At 45.5% G+C, this 20227-nt stretch carries 23 protein-coding genes; 16 read left to right on the forward strand and 7 right to left on the reverse strand.

Annotated elements, in window-relative coordinates; genetic code table 11:
- Positions 1 to 7 precede the first annotated feature (7 nt).
- The 7 genes from ytfJ to RKD52_RS05780 all read left to right on the forward strand — a co-directional run bounded on the left by ytfJ (position 8) and on the right by RKD52_RS05780 (position 7002).
- Positions 8 to 475: a GerW family sporulation protein gene (gene ytfJ / locus RKD52_RS05750; RefSeq protein ID WP_029279096.1), complete on the forward strand. Its 468-nt coding sequence runs from the start codon at positions 8 to 10 to the stop codon at positions 473 to 475.
- Positions 476 to 606: 131 nt separating this feature from the next.
- Positions 607 to 1107 carry a thiol peroxidase gene (gene tpx, locus RKD52_RS05755; RefSeq protein WP_454099010.1) on the forward strand — a complete coding sequence of 167 codons (501 nt, stop codon included), beginning with the start codon at positions 607 to 609 and terminating at the stop codon, positions 1105 to 1107.
- A gap of 518 nt (positions 1108 to 1625) precedes the next feature.
- Positions 1626 to 2615 carry a class I SAM-dependent methyltransferase gene (locus RKD52_RS05760; RefSeq protein WP_454099011.1) on the forward strand — a complete coding sequence of 330 codons (990 nt, stop codon included), beginning with the start codon at positions 1626 to 1628 and terminating at the stop codon, positions 2613 to 2615.
- A gap of 244 nt (positions 2616 to 2859) precedes the next feature.
- The gene (locus tag RKD52_RS05765; protein WP_454099012.1) at positions 2860 to 4047 is read left to right on the forward strand and encodes an acetate kinase; all 1188 of its coding nucleotides are present in this window, start codon (positions 2860 to 2862) and stop codon (positions 4045 to 4047) included.
- Positions 4048 to 4154: 107 nt separating this feature from the next.
- Positions 4155 to 5564: a Na+/H+ antiporter NhaC family protein gene (locus tag RKD52_RS05770; protein ID WP_454099013.1), complete on the forward strand. Its 1410-nt coding sequence runs from the start codon at positions 4155 to 4157 to the stop codon at positions 5562 to 5564.
- An 81-nt stretch (positions 5565 to 5645) separates the two neighbouring features.
- The gene (locus RKD52_RS05775) at positions 5646 to 6500 is read left to right on the forward strand and encodes an EcsC family protein (protein WP_454099014.1); all 855 of its coding nucleotides are present in this window, start codon (positions 5646 to 5648) and stop codon (positions 6498 to 6500) included.
- Positions 6487 to 7002, forward strand: a complete 516-nt coding sequence (locus RKD52_RS05780) for a MogA/MoaB family molybdenum cofactor biosynthesis protein (protein WP_454099015.1) — start codon at positions 6487 to 6489, stop codon at positions 7000 to 7002. Before RKD52_RS05775 ends, RKD52_RS05780 begins: the two co-directional genes overlap by 14 nt.
- A gap of 74 nt (positions 7003 to 7076) precedes the next feature.
- On the opposite strand, the gene RKD52_RS05785 is transcribed toward RKD52_RS05780, so the two are convergent.
- Together RKD52_RS05785 and RKD52_RS05790 are read right to left on the reverse strand one after the other, a co-directional pair.
- A complete protein-coding gene (locus RKD52_RS05785) occupies positions 7077 to 7256 on the reverse strand; it encodes a hypothetical protein (RefSeq protein ID WP_454099016.1) in 180 nt (59 codons plus the stop codon).
- Between the two features lie 236 nt (positions 7257 to 7492).
- Complete coding sequence (locus RKD52_RS05790; RefSeq protein WP_454099017.1) at positions 7493 to 7804, reverse strand: hypothetical protein; 312 nt, start codon at positions 7802 to 7804, stop codon at positions 7493 to 7495.
- A 188-nt stretch (positions 7805 to 7992) separates the two neighbouring features.
- On the opposite strand from RKD52_RS05790, the gene RKD52_RS05795 reads away from it, so the two are divergent.
- From RKD52_RS05795 to RKD52_RS05805, 3 genes are all read left to right on the forward strand, one after another.
- On the forward strand, positions 7993 to 9204 hold the full coding sequence (locus RKD52_RS05795) for an argininosuccinate synthase (RefSeq protein WP_369734631.1): 1212 nt from the start codon (positions 7993 to 7995) through the stop codon (positions 9202 to 9204).
- Entirely contained in the window at positions 9201 to 10574 is a 1374-nt protein-coding gene (gene argH / locus RKD52_RS05800) for an argininosuccinate lyase (RefSeq protein WP_454099018.1), read from the forward strand. The genes RKD52_RS05795 and argH overlap by 4 nt, the downstream gene beginning before the upstream one ends.
- An 82-nt stretch (positions 10575 to 10656) precedes the next feature.
- On the forward strand, positions 10657 to 10824 hold the full coding sequence (locus RKD52_RS05805; protein WP_158001618.1) for a hypothetical protein: 168 nt from the start codon (positions 10657 to 10659) through the stop codon (positions 10822 to 10824).
- Between the two features lie 15 nt (positions 10825 to 10839).
- On the opposite strand, the gene RKD52_RS05810 is transcribed toward RKD52_RS05805, so the two are convergent.
- Complete coding sequence (locus RKD52_RS05810) at positions 10840 to 12135, reverse strand: cytosine permease (protein ID WP_454099019.1); 1296 nt, start codon at positions 12133 to 12135, stop codon at positions 10840 to 10842.
- Between the two features lie 141 nt (positions 12136 to 12276).
- On the opposite strand from RKD52_RS05810, the gene RKD52_RS05815 reads away from it, so the two are divergent.
- From RKD52_RS05815 to RKD52_RS05835, 5 genes are all read left to right on the forward strand, one after another.
- Positions 12277 to 13035, forward strand: a complete 759-nt coding sequence (locus RKD52_RS05815; RefSeq protein WP_454099020.1) for an SDR family oxidoreductase — start codon at positions 12277 to 12279, stop codon at positions 13033 to 13035.
- A 239-nt stretch (positions 13036 to 13274) separates the two neighbouring features.
- Complete coding sequence (gene ald, locus RKD52_RS05820; RefSeq protein WP_454099021.1) at positions 13275 to 14393, forward strand: alanine dehydrogenase; 1119 nt, start codon at positions 13275 to 13277, stop codon at positions 14391 to 14393.
- Between the two features lie 764 nt (positions 14394 to 15157).
- Entirely contained in the window at positions 15158 to 15838 is a 681-nt protein-coding gene (locus RKD52_RS05825; RefSeq protein WP_454099022.1) for a metal-dependent hydrolase, read from the forward strand.
- A gap of 97 nt (positions 15839 to 15935) precedes the next feature.
- Positions 15936 to 16169 carry a hypothetical protein gene (locus RKD52_RS05830; RefSeq protein WP_454099023.1) on the forward strand — a complete coding sequence of 78 codons (234 nt, stop codon included), beginning with the start codon at positions 15936 to 15938 and terminating at the stop codon, positions 16167 to 16169.
- Between the two features lie 65 nt (positions 16170 to 16234).
- Positions 16235 to 17554 (forward strand): DRTGG domain-containing protein, encoded by a 1320-nt coding sequence (locus RKD52_RS05835; RefSeq protein ID WP_454099024.1) that lies wholly within the window; start codon positions 16235 to 16237, stop codon positions 17552 to 17554.
- A 60-nt stretch (positions 17555 to 17614) separates the two neighbouring features.
- Here the strand turns inward: RKD52_RS05835 and RKD52_RS05840 are convergent, their stop codons facing one another.
- Positions 17615 to 17911 carry a YtpI family protein gene (locus RKD52_RS05840; RefSeq protein ID WP_369734638.1) on the reverse strand — a complete coding sequence of 99 codons (297 nt, stop codon included), beginning with the start codon at positions 17909 to 17911 and terminating at the stop codon, positions 17615 to 17617.
- A 146-nt stretch (positions 17912 to 18057) separates the two neighbouring features.
- On the opposite strand from RKD52_RS05840, the gene RKD52_RS05845 reads away from it, so the two are divergent.
- Positions 18058 to 18999 carry a DHH family phosphoesterase gene (locus RKD52_RS05845; RefSeq protein WP_454099025.1) on the forward strand — a complete coding sequence of 314 codons (942 nt, stop codon included), beginning with the start codon at positions 18058 to 18060 and terminating at the stop codon, positions 18997 to 18999.
- Positions 19000 to 19014: 15 nt separating this feature from the next.
- Here RKD52_RS05845 and RKD52_RS05850 read toward each other — a convergent pair whose 3' ends face one another.
- The 3 genes from RKD52_RS05850 to RKD52_RS05860 all read right to left on the reverse strand — a co-directional run bounded on the left by RKD52_RS05850 (position 19015) and on the right by RKD52_RS05860 (position 20171).
- Positions 19015 to 19197 (reverse strand): hypothetical protein, encoded by a 183-nt coding sequence (locus tag RKD52_RS05850; RefSeq protein ID WP_029279131.1) that lies wholly within the window; start codon positions 19195 to 19197, stop codon positions 19015 to 19017.
- 135 nt (positions 19198 to 19332) lie between these two features.
- Positions 19333 to 19836 carry a sporulation membrane protein YtrI gene (ytrI, locus tag RKD52_RS05855; protein ID WP_029279132.1) on the reverse strand — a complete coding sequence of 168 codons (504 nt, stop codon included), beginning with the start codon at positions 19834 to 19836 and terminating at the stop codon, positions 19333 to 19335.
- A complete protein-coding gene (locus RKD52_RS05860) occupies positions 19833 to 20171 on the reverse strand; it encodes a YtrH family sporulation protein (RefSeq protein ID WP_029566849.1) in 339 nt (112 codons plus the stop codon). Before RKD52_RS05860 ends, ytrI begins: the two co-directional genes overlap by 4 nt.
- Between the last annotated feature and the right edge of the window lie 56 nt (positions 20172 to 20227).

The following is a 20227-nucleotide window of genomic DNA, read 5'->3' on the forward strand; positions in this document are numbered from 1 at the left end:
CCTTATTATGAGCGATCATCCAATTCAAGGCCTGATGAAAACGGCTATGGAAAATCTTAAGCAGATGATTGATGTGAACACAATCATCGGCGACCCTGTCGAAACACCTGACGGAAGCGTCATTTTGACCGTTTCAAAGGTTGGTTTCGGGTTTGCAGCAGGGGGCAGTGAATTTAATGGAACGGGTATTGAAGAAAAGAATACCGGCGGAACAGCTGGCGGTCAGCATGACCACCATAAACATCCGTTTGGCGGCGGAAGCGGCGGCGGAGTTTCAATCACGCCGATTGCCTTTCTCATTGTCGGCCACAACGGAATTAAAATGCTTCATTTAGATGAAAGCACACACCTGTACGAACGAATTCTCGATACGGCTCCACAGGCAGTTGAAAAAATTCAGGGAATCTTCAAAAAGAACAAAAATGATCACAGCCACACTGGTCATCAGCAGCAAAAAGATGATTTTGATATTTAAGCAAGGACGCCCGTCATAAAATGACAGGCGTTTTTTGTTGGAATTTGGGAATCAATGCCCTTTTCCGTTGCAAACAGCGCCTGATTCAGGCTATATTTACACTGTACATATTTTCGGAGGAGGAATATTAAATGGCGTCTATTACATTCAAGCAAAATCCGGTAACACTTATTGGAAACGAGGTAAAAGTGGGAGATACAGCTCCAAATTTCACAGTGCTTGCCAATGATCTATCAGAAGTTTCACTGTCCGATTCAAAAGGACAAGTCCGCATTCTTTCTGTCGTTCCTTCTATCGACACAGGTGTTTGTGATGCACAGACGCGCCGTTTTAATGAAGAAGCTTCAAAAATTGACAACCTGAAAGTGCTGACTGTCAGCGTCGACCTTCCATTCGCGCAAAAACGCTGGTGTGCAGCTAACGGCATCGAAAATGTCCAAACCGTTTCTGACCACCGCGACCTTTCCTTTGGCGAAGCATACGGCGTACACATCCAAGAACTCAGACTTCTTGCGAGAGCTGTATTCGTTGTCGACAGCAATGACAAAGTAACGTATGTAGAATATGTGAGCGAAGCAACGGACCATCCAGACTATGATGCTGCAATCGAAGCGGCTAAAGCTGCCAACTGATCAGTCTTCCGGAGAACCTCTTGCCCTTTGGGCAGCGAGGTTCTTTTTTTGTGCATTGAACCGAGCAGTGAAAAATATAGAGCAGCACTTCCCACACCTGAAAAGAAAAATATTTGTCTACTCGGGTTTTAAGAACACTTTCCAAAATCGTCAGAGATAAGAAAGTGTTTTAAGCTGGTTATAACAGCACTTTCCACACCCATGAGAGAGAAGAAAATGTTCTAACTTGGCTTTAACAACACTTTTCAATGCCACAAGAGAAGAGAAAATGTTCTAATCTGGTTTTAACAGCACTTTCCACACCCATGAGAGAGAAGAAAATGTTCTAACTTGGCTTTAACAACACTTTTCAATGCCACAAGAGAAAAGAAAATGTTCTAAACTGGTTTTAGCAGCACTTTCTACAAGTATGAGAGAAGAGAAAGTGTTCTGCTTGTTGCCGCCCAGGCAATCCTGCTTGAATTATCCCCTCCTGATGAGTAGAATGAGGGATACGAACCATGAAGGAGGAAACGACCATGCAAGCCGTTTCGAATGTTGAAAAGCTGTTCACGATGATGAATGAATCAGCCGAGATTATTTCAAAAGAATGCAACCTTACATATATTGAAGCCGTAGCTGAAACCGGCGAAAATCTTTTCCAGAATGAAGTGCTGCAGGATGAAATGAGCGAGGTCACGAAAAAGAACCTTGCAAAAAAATATGAACAGGCAAACATCTCTTCTTTTCAAAAGGAAGAGATCCGCAAAGCCTTTCAGCTTGTTATTCTAAAGGGTCTTAAAGATGGCGCCCATGCCAATCACCAGATGACTCCGGATACAGTCGGGCTGTTTACAGGCTACTTGGTAAGCAAGTTTGCAGCCGGGGAAAAGAACATTTCGATTCTTGATCCTGCTGTTGGGACGGGCAACCTTCTCACGGCCGTTCTTAACCATATTGGCGGGGAGAATGTGCTGAGCTACGGTGTGGAAGTGGATGACCTCCTGATTAAGCTTGCCTACCTGAATGCCAATCTTGGAGAGCATACTGTTCAGTTTTATAACCAAGATTCTCTTGAGCCGCTCTATGTAGATCCTGTAAATTACGTCATCTGCGATTTGCCTGTAGGGTATTATCCAAATGATGTCGGTGCAGACAAATTCAAATTAAAAGCAGACAGCGGCCATTCATACTCCCATCACCTGTTTATTGAGCAGAGTCTGAACTATACAAAACCGGGCGGCTATCTTTTCTTTATTGTGCCGAATCATCTTTTTGAGTCTGCAGAAGCACCGAAGCTGAAAGCATATTTAAAGGATCATGCTATTGTTCAAGGTCTTTTGAAGCTCCCGCAGACCCTGTTTAAAGACAAGCAGCATGAAAAAAGCCTGTTTATTCTTCAAAAGAAAGGCGAAGGTGTTTCTGCACCGAAGCACGCCATGCTTGCTGAGCTGCCGAGCTTCTCCGATAAAGCAGGCATGCAGTCCATCATGAAGCAGCTTGACGGCTGGTTCAAAGAAAATAAATAACATTCAGGGACCGCTATATAATGCGGTTCTTTTTTATGTCTGACAACAAAAAAGTCAGAATTAAATGAATATGAACTGTAAACGATTGCAGGGGTGAATTGCACTTGAAATGTCTGACATGCAATGTTTAAATGAGAAAGGCAGATAATATTCGGGTTCATTTGTAAAGAATAAAGAAGAAACGATTTTCTTTATTTTTTTAATACACAAACGTGTTTTTATATAAAAAGGAGCGGTAATCATTATGGCAAAAGTAATTGCAATTAATGCTGGGAGCTCTTCATTGAAGTTCCAGTTGTTTGAAATGCCTGCAGAGACAGTGCTGACAGCAGGTCTTGTTGAGCGCATCGGGCTAGACAAAGCTGTATTCACGATTTCTGTGAACGGAGAAAAACAAACAGAAACAACGGAAATTCCAGATCACGCAGTGGCTGTTAAAATTCTTCTTTCTAAGCTGACAGACCTTGGCATCATTCAATCACTTGATGAAATTGAAGGAATCGGACACCGTGTTGTTCACGGTGGCGAAAAGTTCGACGATTCCGTCCTGATTACACCGGAAACACTTGCACAAATTGAAGAGCTGTCAGAGCTTGCTCCTCTTCACAATCCGGCAAACGTTGTCGGAATCAAGGCATTTAAAGAAGTGCTTCCAAATGTGCCGGCTGTAGCCGTTTTTGACACTGCTTTTCATCAGACAATGCCTGATCAGTCTTTCCTTTACAGCCTTCCATACGAGTACTATGAAAAGTTCGGCATCCGTAAATACGGATTCCATGGTACGTCGCATAAATATGTATCAGAAAGAGCGGCTGAGCTTCTTGGCCGTCCAATCGAGCAGCTTCGCCTGATTTCATGCCACTTAGGAAACGGCGCAAGTATCGCTGCTATTGAAGGCGGTAAGTCTATTGATACTTCTATGGGCTTCACACCTCTTGCAGGTGTTGCAATGGGTACGCGTTCAGGGAACATTGACCCTGCCCTTATCCCGTTCATCATGGAAAAAACAGGACACTCAGCTATCGAAGTGCTTGATATCTTGAACAAAAAGAGCGGACTGCTAGGTATTTCCGGACTGTCTTCAGACCTTCGCGACATTACAAAGGCTGCTGAAGAAGGAAACGACCGTGCAAGAACGTCTCTTGAAGTGTTTGCAAGCAGAATTCATAAATACATCGGTTCCTATGCAGCGCGCATGTCCGGTGTAGATGCGATCATCTTTACGGCAGGAATCGGCGAAAACAGCATTGATATTCGTGAGCGCGTTCTCCGCGGTCTTGAATTCATGGGTGTTTACTGGGATCCTTCGCTTAACCAGGTGCGCGGTGAAGAGGCGTTTATCAGCTATCCTCACTCACCGGTTAAAGTCATGATCATCCCTACAAATGAAGAAGTAATGATTGCACGCGACGTAGAGCGCATTGCAAAATAATGAAATGCAAAAGGCAGCCGGCATAACGGCTGTCTTTTTTTTGCGCAAATAATGGCCATTATAGGCAATACTAAGCAGAAATGTCATGCAAAAGGAGGGCGCCAATCATGGAGTATGCCTGGCTTTCACTTGTACCGTTTCTCATCGTTATTGCTTTTTCCATATGGCTGAAGGAAATACTGCCCGGACTTGTAGCGGGTCTTATTATCGGTTCTTATCTTGTAAAACCAGACCTGCTTGGAGGGCTTGAGCAAGTTTTGAAGTATGTATTAAAAACACTTGAAGATGATACAAATATTCAGATTATCGGGTTTCTTTATTTGTTCGGCGGACTTGTCGGCATGATGAAAATCTCAGGGGGAATTAAAGGTTTTTCAGAATGGGTAGGCAAAAGGGTCAAATCAGAAAGAGGCCTTTTAAGCATGATCTGGCTGTCTTTGCCGTTTACGTTTATGATGCCGATGTTCAGGATCATGATGATCGGCCCGGTTATTAAATCGCTGATGGAAAAAAGCGATCTTTCAAGACAAAAAGTAGGATTTACAATGGACGTTTCAACAGCCTCAACCATTGTTCTCCTGCCGGCGGGAACGGCCTTTACGGGATTCATGCTGTCACTTGTAGAAGGGGGAATTGAGCGGAATCAGCTCGATCTTCCGCCGTATCAAATCTATCTCCAGAGTATCCCGTTTAACTTTTTTGCCATCGCGATGCTGGTTCTTGGTCTTGTCAGCACGTTTAAAAAGCCGAAGAAAAAACTGGATGAAAAGAAAGAAGCAGTAGAGGAACATCCCTATCATGGCATCGGGCTTAAAAAAGAGCTTGAACAAGTAGATGCTCAGCCGTGGCACCTGATTGTGCCTTTATTCTTCCTGCTGGGTCTTTCGATGTTTCTGCTGTGGCAGGACGGGATGGAAAAAGGTGCAAAGTCCCTTTTTCAGGCATTTGCAAAAGCTGATGCCACATTTGTCATGCTGCTTGCTGTGTTTTTAACACTCGTTCTGACATTTGTGTTTTACAGCATAAGGCGAGTACCGCTGAAAGAGACGCTCTATCACTTCTACGACGGAGGCAACCAGCTGATGCAGGCAATTATTCTTTTGATCCTTGTGTGGGCATTGTCTCTCTCTGCAGAAGATATCGGGTTTTCAGATTTTATCAGCTCAACGCTTGGAAATGTGCTGCCGGCTGCTTTTGTCCCGGCCATCATATTTTTGCTCGGTTCGGCAGTAGGATATTTCATCGGATCCTCCTGGGGGACGTGGGGGCTGTTTATGCCTCTTGGCATGACGCTCGCAGCTGCTTCAGGAGCATCACTGCCTTTGACAGTCGGAGCGGTTTTTGCAAGCGGGGCTTTTGGGGCCATGACTTCTCCGCTTGGGGATACGACGATTACAACAGCATCCATTTTGGAAATGCCGGTTGTGTCCTATGCAAGGTATAAATTGAAATTTACCGCCGTCGGCTGTGCTGTAGCTGCGGTCCTGTATGCATGTGCGGGATTTTTTCTTAACTAACAGACTTGATTACATCCTGATGCACGGAGCGTTCCCTGTGATATAATAAGGAAAACAATGGAGATGTACAGGAGGCTGAACATGGCGCTAACAAAACGTGAAACCGCCTTGCTTTTAGAAATCGAAAGATGGGAAGACTCCATGCGGGAGGATCTTCGCTCGGATTTCGGACGGACATACGACAAATGGCTGAACGGGAAACTGAATCAGCTGCCGGGTCCGCTGAAAGAGAAATTTTTCGGCAAACTGGATGATATTTTGTTTCACTTGCATGCGTTTATCCAAAACTCTCATGTGCAGCAGGATGCCCGTCAGCAGCTTCTGATGACGGCAAAGACATTTCATGATGAAATCGAACAGATAGAGGACCTGAAAAAATTATCTGTTGACCAGCTGCATTATTTATCCGATCTTCAGCTGTCAAAGCACAGGCTTTATTCGTTCGTTCAGGGCGGCCTCGCAGGTACGGGAGGACTATTGCTGATGGGAATTGATCTGCCTGCCCAAATGCTGCTCAACCTCCGCGCCGTTCAAATGACGGCACTCAGCTATGGATATGAAGTGAACACCCCGTATGAAATGATGACTTCTTTAAAGGTTTATCATGCAGCCATTTTGCCGAAGCACCTGAGGTATGAGCAATGGACTTCCCTTAAGGAAGAATTGCAGGACAGCGAGAGCCATCCGTTCTTTTATGAAGGGGAAGATGGGTTTGCCAATCAGGCGACACTTGATCATCTTGTGAAGCAGCTTGTCAAAGTATCAGCGATATCGATGCTGAGAAAAAAAATGATTGGCGGCATACCATTGATCGGAATGGCAATCGGGGCCGGGGTGAATTACCAGATGACACGGCAGATTACGGAGTTTGCCCATCAATTCTACAGATACAGGCTTCTGCTTGAAAAAAAGGATTCAGAGCATGAGTTCAATTGAGCACAAAAAAATGGCTCCTGTCCGTGTATCCTGTAAAGTGATCACCGTCAGCGACACCAGAACAGCAGATACAGACAAAAGCGGCAGGCTCATTCTATCTCTTTTAGAGGAAGCAGGCCACGGGGCAGCAGAATATGAAATAGTTCCCGATGAAGAAATGCTCATAAAAAATGCAGCAGTCAGCGGCTGCAAAGCTCCTGATATAGACGCTGTATTAATCAGCGGCGGCACAGGCATTGCAAAAAGAGACGTTACACTTGAAGCTGTGTCCGGCATTTTCGAAAAGGAACTTCCAGGCTTCGGCGAGATCTTCCGCATGCTCAGCTATCAGGAAGACATCGGTTCTGCCGCCATTTTGAGCAGGGCGGCCGCAGGAACCGCCGACAATACGATTGTTTTCTCCATGCCCGGCTCAACCGGAGCAGTCAGACTTGCAATGGAGAAGCTCATTCTGCCGGAGCTTGGGCATATAGTGAAAGAATTGAAGAAAGATCTCTCATGAACAAAAACGGGAAACCAAAGGAAAAAGCACCGCTTACAGCGCGGTGCTTTTTCTTATTTACAGCTGATATTCATTTAATAACCGGATCCGCCATCATGAAAACCATTGGAATTCATGCCGTTTTGACTGTACACTTCCCCTAATTTTTCATCCTGGACCGTTTCATCAGGGGGGATGCTTCCGGACTTCCTATCGAAATAAACTGCAAGGCCCCCTAGAAGAACTACAGGTGTCAAAATATACAACCAGATCATATCGGTCACGCTCCCATCGGTTTTTGGTCGTTTTTGTTCACTGTATAGAATGTAAGGTATTCCATCTCAAAGGCTGCTGCGAATGAAAACCTGATGACATTCATCCTTAATTAACTATTTTTTACAATTATAACACAAAAAGATATATCCTTTTCATTCGTTTTTACTTATCAGGACAAAAAGCAGGCACATTCAATGCGAATGGCCTGCTCTTCAGTGTATTCATAATCTTTCTGCTATTGATGCACCCTCTCCGACACATGCTGATTTTGCCTGAACCACAGCCAAAGGTCGTTAATCACCGACGCGTGCTCCGAGATTTCTGAATTCAGCCTGCAGGAAACAGTAAAGTCATCCTCTGAATCGAGTGCTGCCTGCTTCTTGTTTATGATCGTTTCGATCGCTGCAATCTGATCGGGTATATGGCCGCGAATTTTTTCCCACTGCATAAGAATGGATTCCTGTTCCTGCTCCGTAAGCTTCTCCCACTCCATTTCAAGCCGCGGGATGTAGATTCCCAGACGGCTGCTGAATTCAAAGTGCTTCATCCTCATTCCCCCGTAGGCATGATTTTCTTCCATTTTACATGAGCGCTGTATACAATTCACGAAAATATCGTAAAAACTTTTAAGAAATGTATTGAAAAACAGGCGATAACTTGTTAAAGTGATAGTTATTAAAATGAATTAATATAAATCAAAATTAATATTTATACATCCGAGAGGGGAAATTAAAGATGGTTGAAAATAAAAAAGTAGTTCTTGCCTATTCAGGCGGATTAGATACTTCAGTAGCAGTTAAATGGCTTCAGGATCAGGGATATGAAGTTGTGGCCTGCTGCCTGGACGTTGGAGAAGGAAAAGACCTGGCGTTTGTTCAAAGCAAAGCCCTTCAGGTCGGCGCATCAAAATCGTATGTGATCGATGCAAAAAAAGAATTTGCTGATGAATATGCACTCGCTGCTCTGCAGGCACATGCTCTGTATGAAGGAAAGTATCCGCTTGTATCCGCGCTGTCCCGTCCGCTCATTGCAAAAAAACTTGTAGAGGTTGCTGAACAGGAAGGGGCTGTAGCTGTAGCCCACGGCTGCACGGGAAAAGGAAACGATCAGGTGCGGTTTGAAGTATCCATCAAAGCATTGAATCCTGACCTTGAAGTGCTTGCGCCGGTTCGTGAGTGGAGCTGGTCGCGGGAAGAGGAAATCCAATATGCAATGGACAACAACATTCCGATCCCGGTCAACCTTGACAGCCCGTACTCAATCGACCAGAACTTATGGGGAAGAAGCAATGAATGCGGCGTTTTAGAGGATCCGTGGGCTGCTCCGCCGGAAGGAGCCTATGATCTGACGAACGCGCTGGAACATACACCTGACACGCCTGAAATCATTGAAATCGGATTTGAAAAAGGGGTTCCTGTTACGTTAAATGGCGTTTCCTACCCGCTTTCTGATCTGATTCTACATTTAAACACAGTTGCCGGCAATCATGGAGTCGGACGGATCGACCATGTTGAGAACCGCCTTGTGGGCATTAAATCCCGTGAAGTGTATGAATGCCCTGCAGCCATGACGCTGATCAAAGCTCATAAAGAGCTTGAGGATCTGACGCTGGTGAAAGAAGTGGCCCACTTTAAACCGGTCATTGAAATGAAGCTGACCGAACTGATTTATAACGGTCTTTGGTTCTCGCCGCTTAAAGATGCGCTGATGGGCTTCCTGAAAGAAACGCAGGAATATGTGACAGGCACAGTTCGTGTCAAACTGTTTAAAGGGCATGCCATTGTAGAAGGAAGAAAGTCGGAGTATTCCCTCTATGATGAAAAGCTTGCAACTTACACAACCGAAGATTCCTTTGACCACGGGGCTGCAGTCGGATTTATTTCTCTGTATGGACTTCCGACAAAAGTAAGCAGCATGGTGCAGGGGAAAAAGAAGGTGAATGTATGAAAAAGCTGTGGGGAGGCCGTTTTCAAAAAACACCCGAGAAATGGGTAGATGAGTTTGGCGCATCTATTTCATTCGATCAAGAGCTTGTCTTTGAAGACATTCAGGGCAGCCTCGCACATGTTCATATGCTTGGCGAATGCGGGATCCTTTCACTTGAAGAAGCAGAGCAGATTAAATCCGGCCTGCTTCTTCTGAAAGAAAAAGCCGAAAAAGGAGAGCTTTCTTTTTCAGTGGATTATGAGGATATTCATCTGAATCTTGAGAAACTGCTGATCGATGAGATTGGTCCAGTCGGAGGCAAGCTTCACACAGGGAGAAGCAGAAATGACCAAGTGGCGACGGACATGCACTTGTATCTGAAAAACCATGTGAACGAAATTGTCGGACTGATCTCTGCGTTTCAGGAAACGCTTCTCAAGCAGGCAAAAGAAAATGTTGAGACCATTCTTCCGGGGTATACACATCTTCAAAGAGCGCAGCCGATTTCCTTTGCTCATCACCTTCTTGCCTATTTTTGGATGCTTGAGCGGGACAAACAGCGTTTCTCGGAATCGTTGAAGCGGATCAGTCTTTCTCCGCTTGGCTGCGGTGCTCTCGCAGGCACAACCTTTCCGATTGACCGCAAGCTGACTGCTGAGCTTCTGGAGTTTGACGGCATTTATGAAAACAGCCTTGACGGCGTAAGCGACCGGGATTTCATTGTAGAGTTTTTAAGCAACAGCTCAATCATGATGATGCATCTGTCCCGTCTTTGTGAAGAATTGATTCTCTGGTGCAGTCAGGAATTTCAGTTTGTCGAGCTTGATGACACTTATGCAACCGGCAGTTCCATGATGCCTCAGAAGAAAAATCCGGATATGGCCGAACTGATCCGCGGAAAAACGGGACGGGTCTACGGCAATCTGTTTGCTTTGCTCACAACGTTAAAGGGTCTTCCACTTGCATACAACAAAGATATGCAGGAAGACAAAGAGGGCATGTTTGATGCAGTCCGCACAGTTGAAGGCAGTCTGCAGATTTTCACAGGAATGATCGGCACACTCAAGGTCAAAGAAGAGAAAATGAAGAAAGCGACAACGGAGGATTTTTCAAATGCAACCGAGCTTGCGGATTATCTTGCTAAAAAAGGCATGCCATTCCGAGAAGCGCACGAAGTGGTCGGAAAGCTTGTGTATACGTGCATCCAAAAAGGCATCTATTTAAAAGATCTGCCGCTTGGCGAATACAAAGCTGCATCTGATTTATTTTCAGAAGATCTGTTTGAAGCGATCGATCCCTACACAGCCGTTGCAAAGAGAATCAGTGATGGCGGCACCGGTTTTTCAAAAGTAAAGGAAGCGCTGCTGAAGGCTGAAGACGCGCTGTCATAAAGAAGATATTACCATCGTATTTCCTCCCCATTTCACAAACGATAACATGGAACACAATCAGGTGACAGGGAGCTGAAGGAAGATGGGAAAAGAAAAGGATCCTAAAAACCATTCTGCCTACTTCGATTACGAAGGAGAAAATGAAACGTCTCAATTAATTACTGAAGCGTATTCAAGCGGAGTCGTTGAGCAGCAATATGAGCAAAACTTCCTGCAGGAAAATCTGCAGCCGAGAGAAGAATCAGAGTAAACAAAAAAAGTCATCTCAGGATGACTTTTTTTGTCCTTTCAGCAAAGCGCTGTACAGGAGAAGTGTAAATAGGAAAGAAACAAACCCCGGGGACAGAGATTCCGGGATGATCCAATAAAACGCAATGCCGCACAGGATGGCCGCTGCACCTTTCCTGTTAAGCTTTCGTACATGCAATTCCCTTCCCTTTAGTTGCAAGTATGTAAATTCAGCAATAATTACAGCAGACAGCGGGACGATGGCAGAGCCCATCCATGAAATGAAGGAGGATGCTTCTGTCACTAAAGTGGGCATCGTGCTGCATGCGACAGCGGCTGTCCCGAACACGACTGCACTCTTCAGTCTTCCAAGCGAAGGGAAAATATTAAGCAGACTGAAAGCCCCTGTATACGCATTGTTTAAATTGATGGAAAACATGGACAATATGGAACAGATCAGAATGACAGATACAAGCGTCACCGAGTCTGTCAGCGCACTCGCTGAAATGAAGGGATTCAGCTCCCCGAAATGAGCCGCGCTGTAAGCGCCGAAAAATGCGGTCAGGATAAAACCAAACAGATTGCCTGCATAGAGTCCGAAAAATCCCTGCTTTGGAGATTTTGCGTATCTTGCCATATCAGCAGAAGCACTGACACCTGAAATATACTGGACAAACACGAGGCTCGCATAAAAAGCCATTGCAGGCAGGGATGAGGAAGAATATTCCGGCACACTTGGCGATGATAAGAGAGCAGGTTCTGCAGTAAAATATAAATAGACCATAACAGCCTGCCCCGCAAGAAGGAATGGCAGAAAATACTTGGTCATTCGCTTGACGGCATCAAACCCGGCTGCAGCAACAGCAGCCATGAAAATCCCAAGAAGCACGGCAGTCAGAGCAAAATGAGGAGAAAAAGAAAAATAGCGCCTGCTGATTTCTATGATCATAAACGTTCCGCCAATTGTTTGAACACAAAACCAGTAAAGGGAGGTCAGTGTTCTGACTGGCGATGAGAAAAAACGCGCTCCGCTGACCCCGATAAACGATCTTATTGCATATTGGGCAGGGATTCCGTGAACGGAGCCCGGCAAGGAGAGCAGAGAGACAAATAAAAAGGCGAATGCAGCTCCAATGATTGTGGAGACTGCTGCCTGCATAACAGACAGCCCTCCTTCCATGACGGCCAGAGCAGGAAGAAGGAAATTGCCTGCATTCACCGAAAAAGATAATTGAATCAGAAAGTAATCAAACCATGATGTGCTGCGGAGCTCCTTTGGAACAGCTTCCAGACCAAAACGTTCCATTTTTGACTGTACTGCAGGTTGAGACATATGTATTCCGCCTTTTTTTAAAGTGAACGCACCGTGAAAAACATTCAGCGCAGATAAGATTATTGTAAGATTCCTTTCTGTTCAATACAATGGAAAAGAAGCAGCATTACATTTCCCGGACCACCGAGGAGGATTTTGCCATTGAGACACGCAATTATTACAGCCGGTTCCAAAGGACTGGGACGAAAAGTGACGGAAATCTTCCTTGAGAAAGGCTATTCCGTTACGGTCAATTACCGCAGCGATGAAGATGCTGTGCTGCAGCTAAAAGAAAAATATGCGCACATAAGCGAACGCATGCTTTTTTTGAAAGGCGATGTCACAAAAAAAGATGATCTCATAAAGCTTGCGGATGAAACTCTCAGCAAATTCGGCCGCATTGACTGCTTAATCAATAATGCAGGGCCATACATATTTGAGCGCAAGAAGCTTGCAGATTATGAAGATGACGAGTGGTATGAAATGATTGAAGGCAACCTGAGCGCGGTCTTTCATCTTTTCAAAAAAGTGATACCGGTCATGAGACAGCAGCAGTACGGACGGATTATCACCTATGGATTTCAGGGAGCTGAATCATCATCCGGCTGGCTCCACCGTTCTGCTTTCAGCGCAGCGAAAACAGGACTTGCTTCTCTGACAAAGACAATTGCCATTGAAGAAGCGGAGAATGGCATTACGGCGAACATGATTTGCCCGGGCAATATTGTTGGGGAGATGAAGGAAGCATCCATTAGTGAATCGAGAAAAACCTCTGATTCTGAAACACCTGTAGGCAGATCCGGCACAGGAGAAGATATCGGCAGGCTCATCTCCTTTTTGTGCGAGGAAGATTCTGACATGATCACTGGAGCCATCGTTGAAGCTTCAGGGGCAGTCAACGTGCTGAGCCGCAGACCATAAGAGAAACCCCGGAGATTCCGGGGTTTTTTTGCATGTTGTTTTAATGGGGATCGCTGTGGAAGACACTCTCTTCCTGCGGGAACTGGAGTGACACGGGAGACTCCGCATACCGGAAGAAGAGCCCGTTCAGATGCGCACATTTACCAGGAATGGATTTCCAAATTTCGTGTGTTTCCATATACTAAAGAAAGGAAATACTTATAGCAGAAACGGAATGTAATGGCACAGGAGGAAGATGTATGAAAATCGGCATCCCCAAGGAAGTTAAAAATAATGAAAACCGTGTTGCTATGACCCCGGCCGGCGTTGTTCACCTTGTTCAGGCAGGACATGAAGTCTATATTGAACAAAATGCAGGCGAAGGATCAGGTTTTCCGGATCACCAGTATACAGAAGCAGGGGCGAAAATTGTTTCTTCCCCGGAAGAAGCCTGGTCGATGGAAATGGTGATGAAGGTAAAAGAGCCGCTGCCTTCTGAATATCAGTATTTCCGCGAAGACCTGATCCTGTTTACCTATTTGCATCTGGCAGCAGAGCCTGAGCTGACGCGCGCTTTGATCGATCGGAAAGTCACAGGCATTGCGTATGAAACGGTCCAGCTCCCAAACCGGTCCCTGCCGCTGCTGACGCCAATGAGTGAAGTGGCCGGCAGAATGGCTTCACAAATCGGTGCACAGTTTTTAGAAAAGACAAAAGGAGGAAAGGGCATCCTGCTTTCAGGAGTTCCAGGCGTAAAGCGAGGAAAAGTTGCCATCATCGGCGGAGGAGTAGCAGGCACAAATGCTGCGAAAATCGCGGTAGGACTCGGGGCGGATGTGACAATGCTTGATGTGAATCCGGAACGGCTCCGCCAGCTTGATGACATTTTCGGCAAAGAAATCTCCACACTGATGTCCAATCCATTTAATATTGCATACGCTGTGGCCCAGTCAGATCTTGTCATTGGTGCGGTCCTCATCCCAGGAGCACGGGCACCGAAGCTCGTGACAGAAGAGATGGTCCAGAGCATGACGCCCGGTTCTGTAATTGTTGACATTGCCATCGATCAGGGGGGCATCTTTGCAACAACCGACAGAATCACAACTCACGATCATCCTACGTATGAAAAGCACGGGGTCCTCCATTATGCTGTGGCAAATATGCCGGGGGCCGTGCCGCGGACCTCGACAATCGCGCTGACAAACGTGACCGTTCCATATGCGGTGCAGATTGCAAACAAAGGATACAAAAAAGCGTGCCTTGAAAATGAACCGCTTTTAAAAGGCGTTAACACATTAAAGGGATTTGTCACATACGAAGCAGTCGCAGAAGCGCATTCGTTAACTTACGCAGATGCAAGAGCTCTTCTTGGTGAATAGAATAGATGCGGGCATGTAGAGCCCGTGTCTTTTTTTTGTGGGGGAGCAAGGTTTTGCAGGACGGCGGGAATGGATCCTTCAAGAGCTGTATGCAATTGTTTTGATGGCACTGAACAGCCGGAATAGAACCCTCAAGAAGAGCCGGAAGCGTTTTGAAGGCACTGAACAGCCGGAAAAGAACCCTCAAGAAGAGCCGGAAGGGTTTTGAAGGCACTGAACAGCAGGATAAGAACCCTCAAGAGGAGCCGGAAGCGTTTTGAAGGCACTGAACATCCGGAATAGAACCCTCAAGAAGAGCCGGAAGCGTTTTGAAGGCACTGAACAGCCGGAAAAGAACCCTCAAGAGCTGGGCGGAAGTGTTTTGAAGGCACTGAACAGCCGGAAAAGAACCCTCAAGAAGCGGCCGGAAGCGTTTTGAAGGCACTGAACATCCGGATAAGAACCCTCAAGAGCTGTCGGAAGCGTTTTGAAGGCACTGAACAGCCGGAAAAGAACCCTCAAAAGCTGTCGGAAGTGTTTTGAAGGCACTGAACAGCAGAATAAGAACCCTCAAGAGGAGCCGGAAGCGTTTTGATGGCACTGAACGACGGAAATAGCACCCTCAAAAGCAGCGCCAATCCGTTTGATAGCACTAAACGCAAAAATTCATCAAACCCCGCCTCCAAAAAAAGAAGTCTCTCAAACCCATTCTCCCGCACCTCACATTCGACAGCCCCATCCATTTTTAGTACGATAAAACTATCAATTAAATGGGAGTGAGAGAAATGAACGTTTCATACCATGGCCATTCTGTTGTACAGATTCAAACCGATCAGCACACGATTATTATTGACCCATTCATTAACGGGAACGGTCAGACAGACCTGAAGACGGATGACTTGAAAGTAGATGTTATTTTGCTAACACACGGGCACAATGATCACGTTGGCGATACGATTGAGCTTGCAAAGAAAAATAATGCGCTCGTTGTGGCGCCGTTTGAACTTGCTACATATTTGGGATGGAAGGGACTTGATGTTCATCCGATGCACATTGGAGGATCTCACACATTTGATTTTGGCACGGTCAAGCTGACTCAGGCTTTCCACGGCTCGAGCTATGAGGAAGAAGGAGAAAAAATCGTTTATACCGGGATGCCTGCCGGAATACTTTTTAAACATGGCGGAAAAACAGTCTATCACGCAGGAGATACAGGTCTTTTCTCAGATATGAAGCTTCTTGGGGAACTCGAAGAGATTGATCTTGCGTTTCTGCCGATCGGCGATAATTTTACAATGGGGCCGGAGGATGCAGCCATAGCAGCAAAATGGATCAAGGCGGAAACCGTTGTTCCAATGCATTACAATACATTTCCTGTGATTGAGCAGAATCCACAGGATTTTGCGGACAGTCTTCCAGATAAAATGGGAAAAGTCATGAAAGCGGGAGACTCTATTAAACTATAAGCACCAGCAAAAATGCAGGCGAAAGCCTGCATTTTTTTCATGAAAGCCACTCCACTCGCATAAAATGAACCAAGCTGTTTAAAAGGAGCTGGTTGATATGCGTATTCTTTATTTGCTGCTGGCGGGAGCCATGCTGTTTTATGCACTGCCAAGACTGGATATCTCAAGTGCAAATCCTCTTGAAAGCCTGTTTTCTCTCATCTGGATTCTATTTGCTCTTTTTGCTGCAGGCGGGAATTTAACGGGTCTGATGTATGCACCGAAAAAACACAAAGCAAAACAGGCGCAAGTGCGCAAGATGAAAGTCAGGCAGCGTGCAGAGGCGCGTTGATATAAAGCGGTCTCACCCTTATAATAGAAAAAGAAAGAATGGCTGATAAAAAAGGGTGAAGAAGCTTGGCGACAAAGCATGAACAAATACTGCAGCATATTGACGGCCTCCCGATCGGGGAAAAAATTTCGGTCAGGCAGGTCGCAAAAGATATGAACGTTAGTGAAGGCACTGCATACCGTGCGATTAAAGAAGCTGAAAACAAAGGCTATGTAAGCACGATTGAGCGTGTCGGAACGATAAGAATTGAAAAGAAAAAGAAAGAAAATATTGAAAAACTCACATACGCTGAAGTTGTAAATATTGTAGATGGACAAGTCCTCGGCGGACGGGCGGGACTCCATAAGACGCTCAACAAGTTTGTCATCGGCGCCATGAAGCTTGAGGCGATGATGCGCTATACGGGTGCGGGGAATCTGCTTATCGTAGGGAACCGGACAAATGCCCATCAGCTCGCCATTGAAGCGGGTGCAGCCGTGTTGATTACCGGCGGATTTGACACCGACGAGCATGTAAAAAGAATTGCTGATGAAGCCGAGCTTCCGATTATTTCAACAAGCTATGATACGTTTACTGTAGCAACCATGATTAACAGAGCGATTTACGATCAGCTGATCAAAAAGGAAATTGTTCTGGTTGAAGATATTCTGACAACGCTTGATAAAACGATATGCCTGAAAACGACTGATACAGTAGACGCGTGGTATCAGCATAATGTGAATACAGGCCACGGCCGTTTTCCGGTCATTGATAACCAGCTGAGGGTACAGGGTATGGTCACCTCAAAAGACGTAATGGGTTATGACCGCAGTGTGATCGTTGAGAAAGTCATGACGAAAAATCCAATCACGGTCATTGGGAAAACATCTGTTGCCTCAGCAGCTCAGATGATGGTCTGGGAAGGCATTGAGGTTTTGCCTGTAGTCGATCAGAACAACCGGCTGGAAGGAATGATCAGCCGTCAGGACGTTCTTCAAGCGCTGCAGATGATTCAAAGGCAGCCTCAAATCGGAGAGAAGCTGGATGACATCGTGACCAATCAGTTTATTGTCACGGCTGAGGATGCCAAAAAAGCGAATGTCTACCGTTTTCAAGTGTCCCCGCAAATGACCAATCATCTCGGCACGATTTCGTATGGTGTATTTACAACCGTTGTGACAGAAGCAACAAACCGGTACCTTCGCACACAGAAAAAAGGCGAGATTGTCGTTGAAAACATCACGATTTATTTTATGAAGCCTGTTCAGATGGACAGTATGCTTGAAGTGCATCCGAAGATCCTTGAAGTCGGGCGCAAGTTCGGAAAGATTGATGTAGAAGTATTCAGCAGCGGAGTGGCAGTAGGCAAAGCCATGCTGATGGTGCAGCTGATTGAGAGAAGCTGAATATATGCAAAAAAGCAGGCAGGGAAAACGAAAGGTTTTCCTGCCTGCTTTTTTGAACGGTCAGCCTTCCCTTGCTTCTTTTGCAGCGTGAGGAAGATAGTGCTTATAGGCTTTGTAGCCGGCCCAGCTGCTGGCAAGTCCGACAACCATAAAAATAATTCCAACGACCAATGAAACCGTTGAATGAAATAAAAACAGCTGGTTCAGGCCGAACAAAAACACAAATACACCCAGTGCGATGCTCGATTTTGCAGAGAGCCACTGTTTTTCCATCGGCTTTCTAGTTCTGTAAAACTTCACTTTATAGAAAAGATAAAAAGAGAAGGCAAATACGATCAGAATGACAAGTACAGGCATTAAGAATAACCTCCATAGTAAACTTACATCCTCTATTTTAATCATTCTTGCGCAGGATTGCTATAACCAAAGACAAGATTCGCTTTCTGCCCGGACGGTTTTATGCTTTAATTAGTCTATAATCAGGTTCGAAAAGGAGACTACATATGAAACAGGAAATTCTGTCAGAGATTAAGCAGTATGAAACAATCATCATTCACCGCCACGTTCGTCCTGATCCCGATGCATACGGGTCGCAATGCGGACTGGCAGAGATCATCAAGGCTTCTTTCCCGGAAAAGAACGTCCTTGCAGCGGGACTTGGTGAACCCTCACTCGAATTTTTATATAAAATGGACACCGTGAAAGACAGTGACTACGAGGGTGCGCTCGTGATTGTCTGCGACACCGCCAATCAGGAGCGTGTGTGTGACCAGCGCTACAATACCGGTGCAAAGCTCATAAAGATTGATCATCATCCAAATGAAGATCCTTATGGAGACCTTCTTTGGGTCGATACGTCCGCCAGTTCTGTCAGTGAAATGATTTATGAATTTTATCTTGCGGGCAAAGAAGACGGGCTTGTTATGCCTGACAAAGCAGCAGAGCTGATCTATGCGGGAATTGTCGGCGATACGGGCAGATTCCTTTTTCCAAGCACGACGAAAAAAACATTAAGATACGCCAGTGAGCTTGTTGAGTATGATTTTTCGTTTACGGGCATTTATGATGAGATGTATAAGACAAAATATAATGCGGCTAAGCTCAGCGGCTATGTGCTGCAGAATTTCAAGCTGTCGTCATCGGGTGCTGCTTCCATGATCCTGACGAAAGAGATCCTGGAGCAATTTGAAGTGAGTGCTTCTGAGGCTTCACAGCTGGTGGGCATGCTTGGCAATATTGAAGGTCTTCGGGCATGGGTCTTTTTTGTAGAAGAAGCAGATCAAATCAGAGTAAGGCTTAGATCCAAAGGTCCGGTTATTAATGAACTGGCAAAAAAATACCGCGGCGGCGGCCATCCGCTTGCTTCAGGTGCATCTGTTACAAGCTGGGAAGAAGCGGATCAGGTTCTTTCAGATCTTGAAAGCATTTGCCGGAGCTTTCAATAAACAAGATAAATGAACTTATTTCACAGGGATAAACCAGTACCCGAATTCAGTTGAATCTTCGTGAAAGGTCAGTCCCTGTGCAAGAAGTTCTTTTTTAATCAGTGAAGCAAGCTCGTTTGACTCCGCATAAGCTGAGTAGCCTTCTTTCAGGCGTGCCGCTTTTTCCCGGGCCATCTGTTTGTGGTTTAAGACATACATCCTCATTCCTCCTGATTTTGGGTTTGCTGCTATTACCATTCTACCCGAAAGGCAGGAAGGAGTGCGGGTAAATTAATTGAAATTTCTAAAAATAAACCATTCGGTTCCCGCGGCAAGGTTCATTGGTCCCGTTTTCTATTTTGCGAATGAGACTTTAAGCTCGATTGAGAGGGTGGTGTATATGAACATTTCCTCAATTTCGACCCGGTACTGCTTGTCATCGATTTTATATACTTTGTTTTCAACCGCTTTTTTCATCAGCTTTCTCGTTTTATAAACACTTTCCAGATCCTTTGCCAAAACATCAGATACATCTTCTTTCACCTGATCCTCAATCATAAATGTCATCAGGGACGTAAACTGATAGCGTTCCCCGTTCATTAAGGTCACGCTGATCTTCTGCACCCGGAGTTTTTCCTGAGTGATTTTATTCAGATTCTGAATCTCCTCATAGTAGCTTTTATTTGTCTGTTTCAAATCTTCAATTGTGTATGTCTGTTCTTCAATTTTTGTCACCAGCTTCTCCTGCCACTCGCCGTATATATAAAGGAAGATGCACCAGCTGATGATGGCTCCGAGCACCATGCCTCCAAAAAGCCGCTGCCAGGATGGGCGTCTGTATAATGGAGGAATTCTCATTCCGGTGTCTCCTGCGTCAGCCATAAGATCAGGAGCCAGCCGGTCTGCGCGCCGCCCATGGCTGAAATGATCAGCAGGACCTGTTTAATTACATCACGCGTTTCTCCTTCAAAAAATCCTCTTTCAAAGCTTGAAAAAGCGTCAAAGGTACCCCCGATTGCAGCGACAAGGGCCCATATTTTCAGTCTGTTTGCGAGACTGTAAATGGTCGACAGCGGAGGCTCACCTGCTAAGTAAGCACCGATGCCGCCAACGATCGATCCGCCCAGAATAACGCCGAGTGCTATGAAATAACTGTTGATAAAGGCCGGAATAAACGCCTCTTTAACCTCCATGCGATTCACCCCTTTCTTCTATGTATATGGACAAACAATGGAAGTATGAGATGGGA

The sequence above is a fragment of the Metabacillus sp. SLBN-84 genome (genome assembly GCF_053629595.1).

Bases quoted from the DNA above. Each gene is read 5' to 3' on its own strand.
- ytfJ (WP_029279096.1), top strand. From the start codon at position 8: ATGAGCGATCATCCAATTCAAGGCCTGATGAAAACGGCTATGGAAAAT.
- tpx (WP_454099010.1), top strand. From the start codon at position 607: ATGGCGTCTATTACATTCAAGCAAAATCCGGTAACACTTATTGGAAAC.
- RKD52_RS05760 (WP_454099011.1), top strand. From the start codon at position 1,626: ATGCAAGCCGTTTCGAATGTTGAAAAGCTGTTCACGATGATGAATGAA.
- RKD52_RS05765 (WP_454099012.1), top strand. From the start codon at position 2,860: ATGGCAAAAGTAATTGCAATTAATGCTGGGAGCTCTTCATTGAAGTTC.
- RKD52_RS05770 (WP_454099013.1), top strand. From the start codon at position 4,155: ATGGAGTATGCCTGGCTTTCACTTGTACCGTTTCTCATCGTTATTGCT.
- RKD52_RS05775 (WP_454099014.1), top strand. From the start codon at position 5,646: ATGGCGCTAACAAAACGTGAAACCGCCTTGCTTTTAGAAATCGAAAGA.
- RKD52_RS05780 (WP_454099015.1), top strand. From the start codon at position 6,487: ATGAGTTCAATTGAGCACAAAAAAATGGCTCCTGTCCGTGTATCCTGT.
- RKD52_RS05785 (WP_454099016.1), bottom strand. From the start codon at position 7,256: ATGATCTGGTTGTATATTTTGACACCTGTAGTTCTTCTAGGGGGCCTT.
- RKD52_RS05790 (WP_454099017.1), bottom strand. From the start codon at position 7,804: ATGAAGCACTTTGAATTCAGCAGCCGTCTGGGAATCTACATCCCGCGG.
- RKD52_RS05795 (WP_369734631.1), top strand. From the start codon at position 7,993: ATGGTTGAAAATAAAAAAGTAGTTCTTGCCTATTCAGGCGGATTAGAT.
- argH (WP_454099018.1), top strand. From the start codon at position 9,201: ATGAAAAAGCTGTGGGGAGGCCGTTTTCAAAAAACACCCGAGAAATGG.
- RKD52_RS05805 (WP_158001618.1), top strand. From the start codon at position 10,657: ATGGGAAAAGAAAAGGATCCTAAAAACCATTCTGCCTACTTCGATTAC.
- RKD52_RS05810 (WP_454099019.1), bottom strand. From the start codon at position 12,135: ATGTCTCAACCTGCAGTACAGTCAAAAATGGAACGTTTTGGTCTGGAA.
- ald (WP_454099021.1), top strand. From the start codon at position 13,275: ATGAAAATCGGCATCCCCAAGGAAGTTAAAAATAATGAAAACCGTGTT.
- RKD52_RS05825 (WP_454099022.1), top strand. From the start codon at position 15,158: ATGAACGTTTCATACCATGGCCATTCTGTTGTACAGATTCAAACCGAT.
- RKD52_RS05830 (WP_454099023.1), top strand. From the start codon at position 15,936: ATGCGTATTCTTTATTTGCTGCTGGCGGGAGCCATGCTGTTTTATGCA.
- RKD52_RS05840 (WP_369734638.1), bottom strand. From the start codon at position 17,911: ATGCCTGTACTTGTCATTCTGATCGTATTTGCCTTCTCTTTTTATCTT.
- RKD52_RS05845 (WP_454099025.1), top strand. From the start codon at position 18,058: ATGAAACAGGAAATTCTGTCAGAGATTAAGCAGTATGAAACAATCATC.
- RKD52_RS05850 (WP_029279131.1), bottom strand. From the start codon at position 19,197: ATGTATGTCTTAAACCACAAACAGATGGCCCGGGAAAAAGCGGCACGC.
- ytrI (WP_029279132.1), bottom strand. From the start codon at position 19,836: ATGAGAATTCCTCCATTATACAGACGCCCATCCTGGCAGCGGCTTTTT.
- RKD52_RS05860 (WP_029566849.1), bottom strand. From the start codon at position 20,171: ATGGAGGTTAAAGAGGCGTTTATTCCGGCCTTTATCAACAGTTATTTC.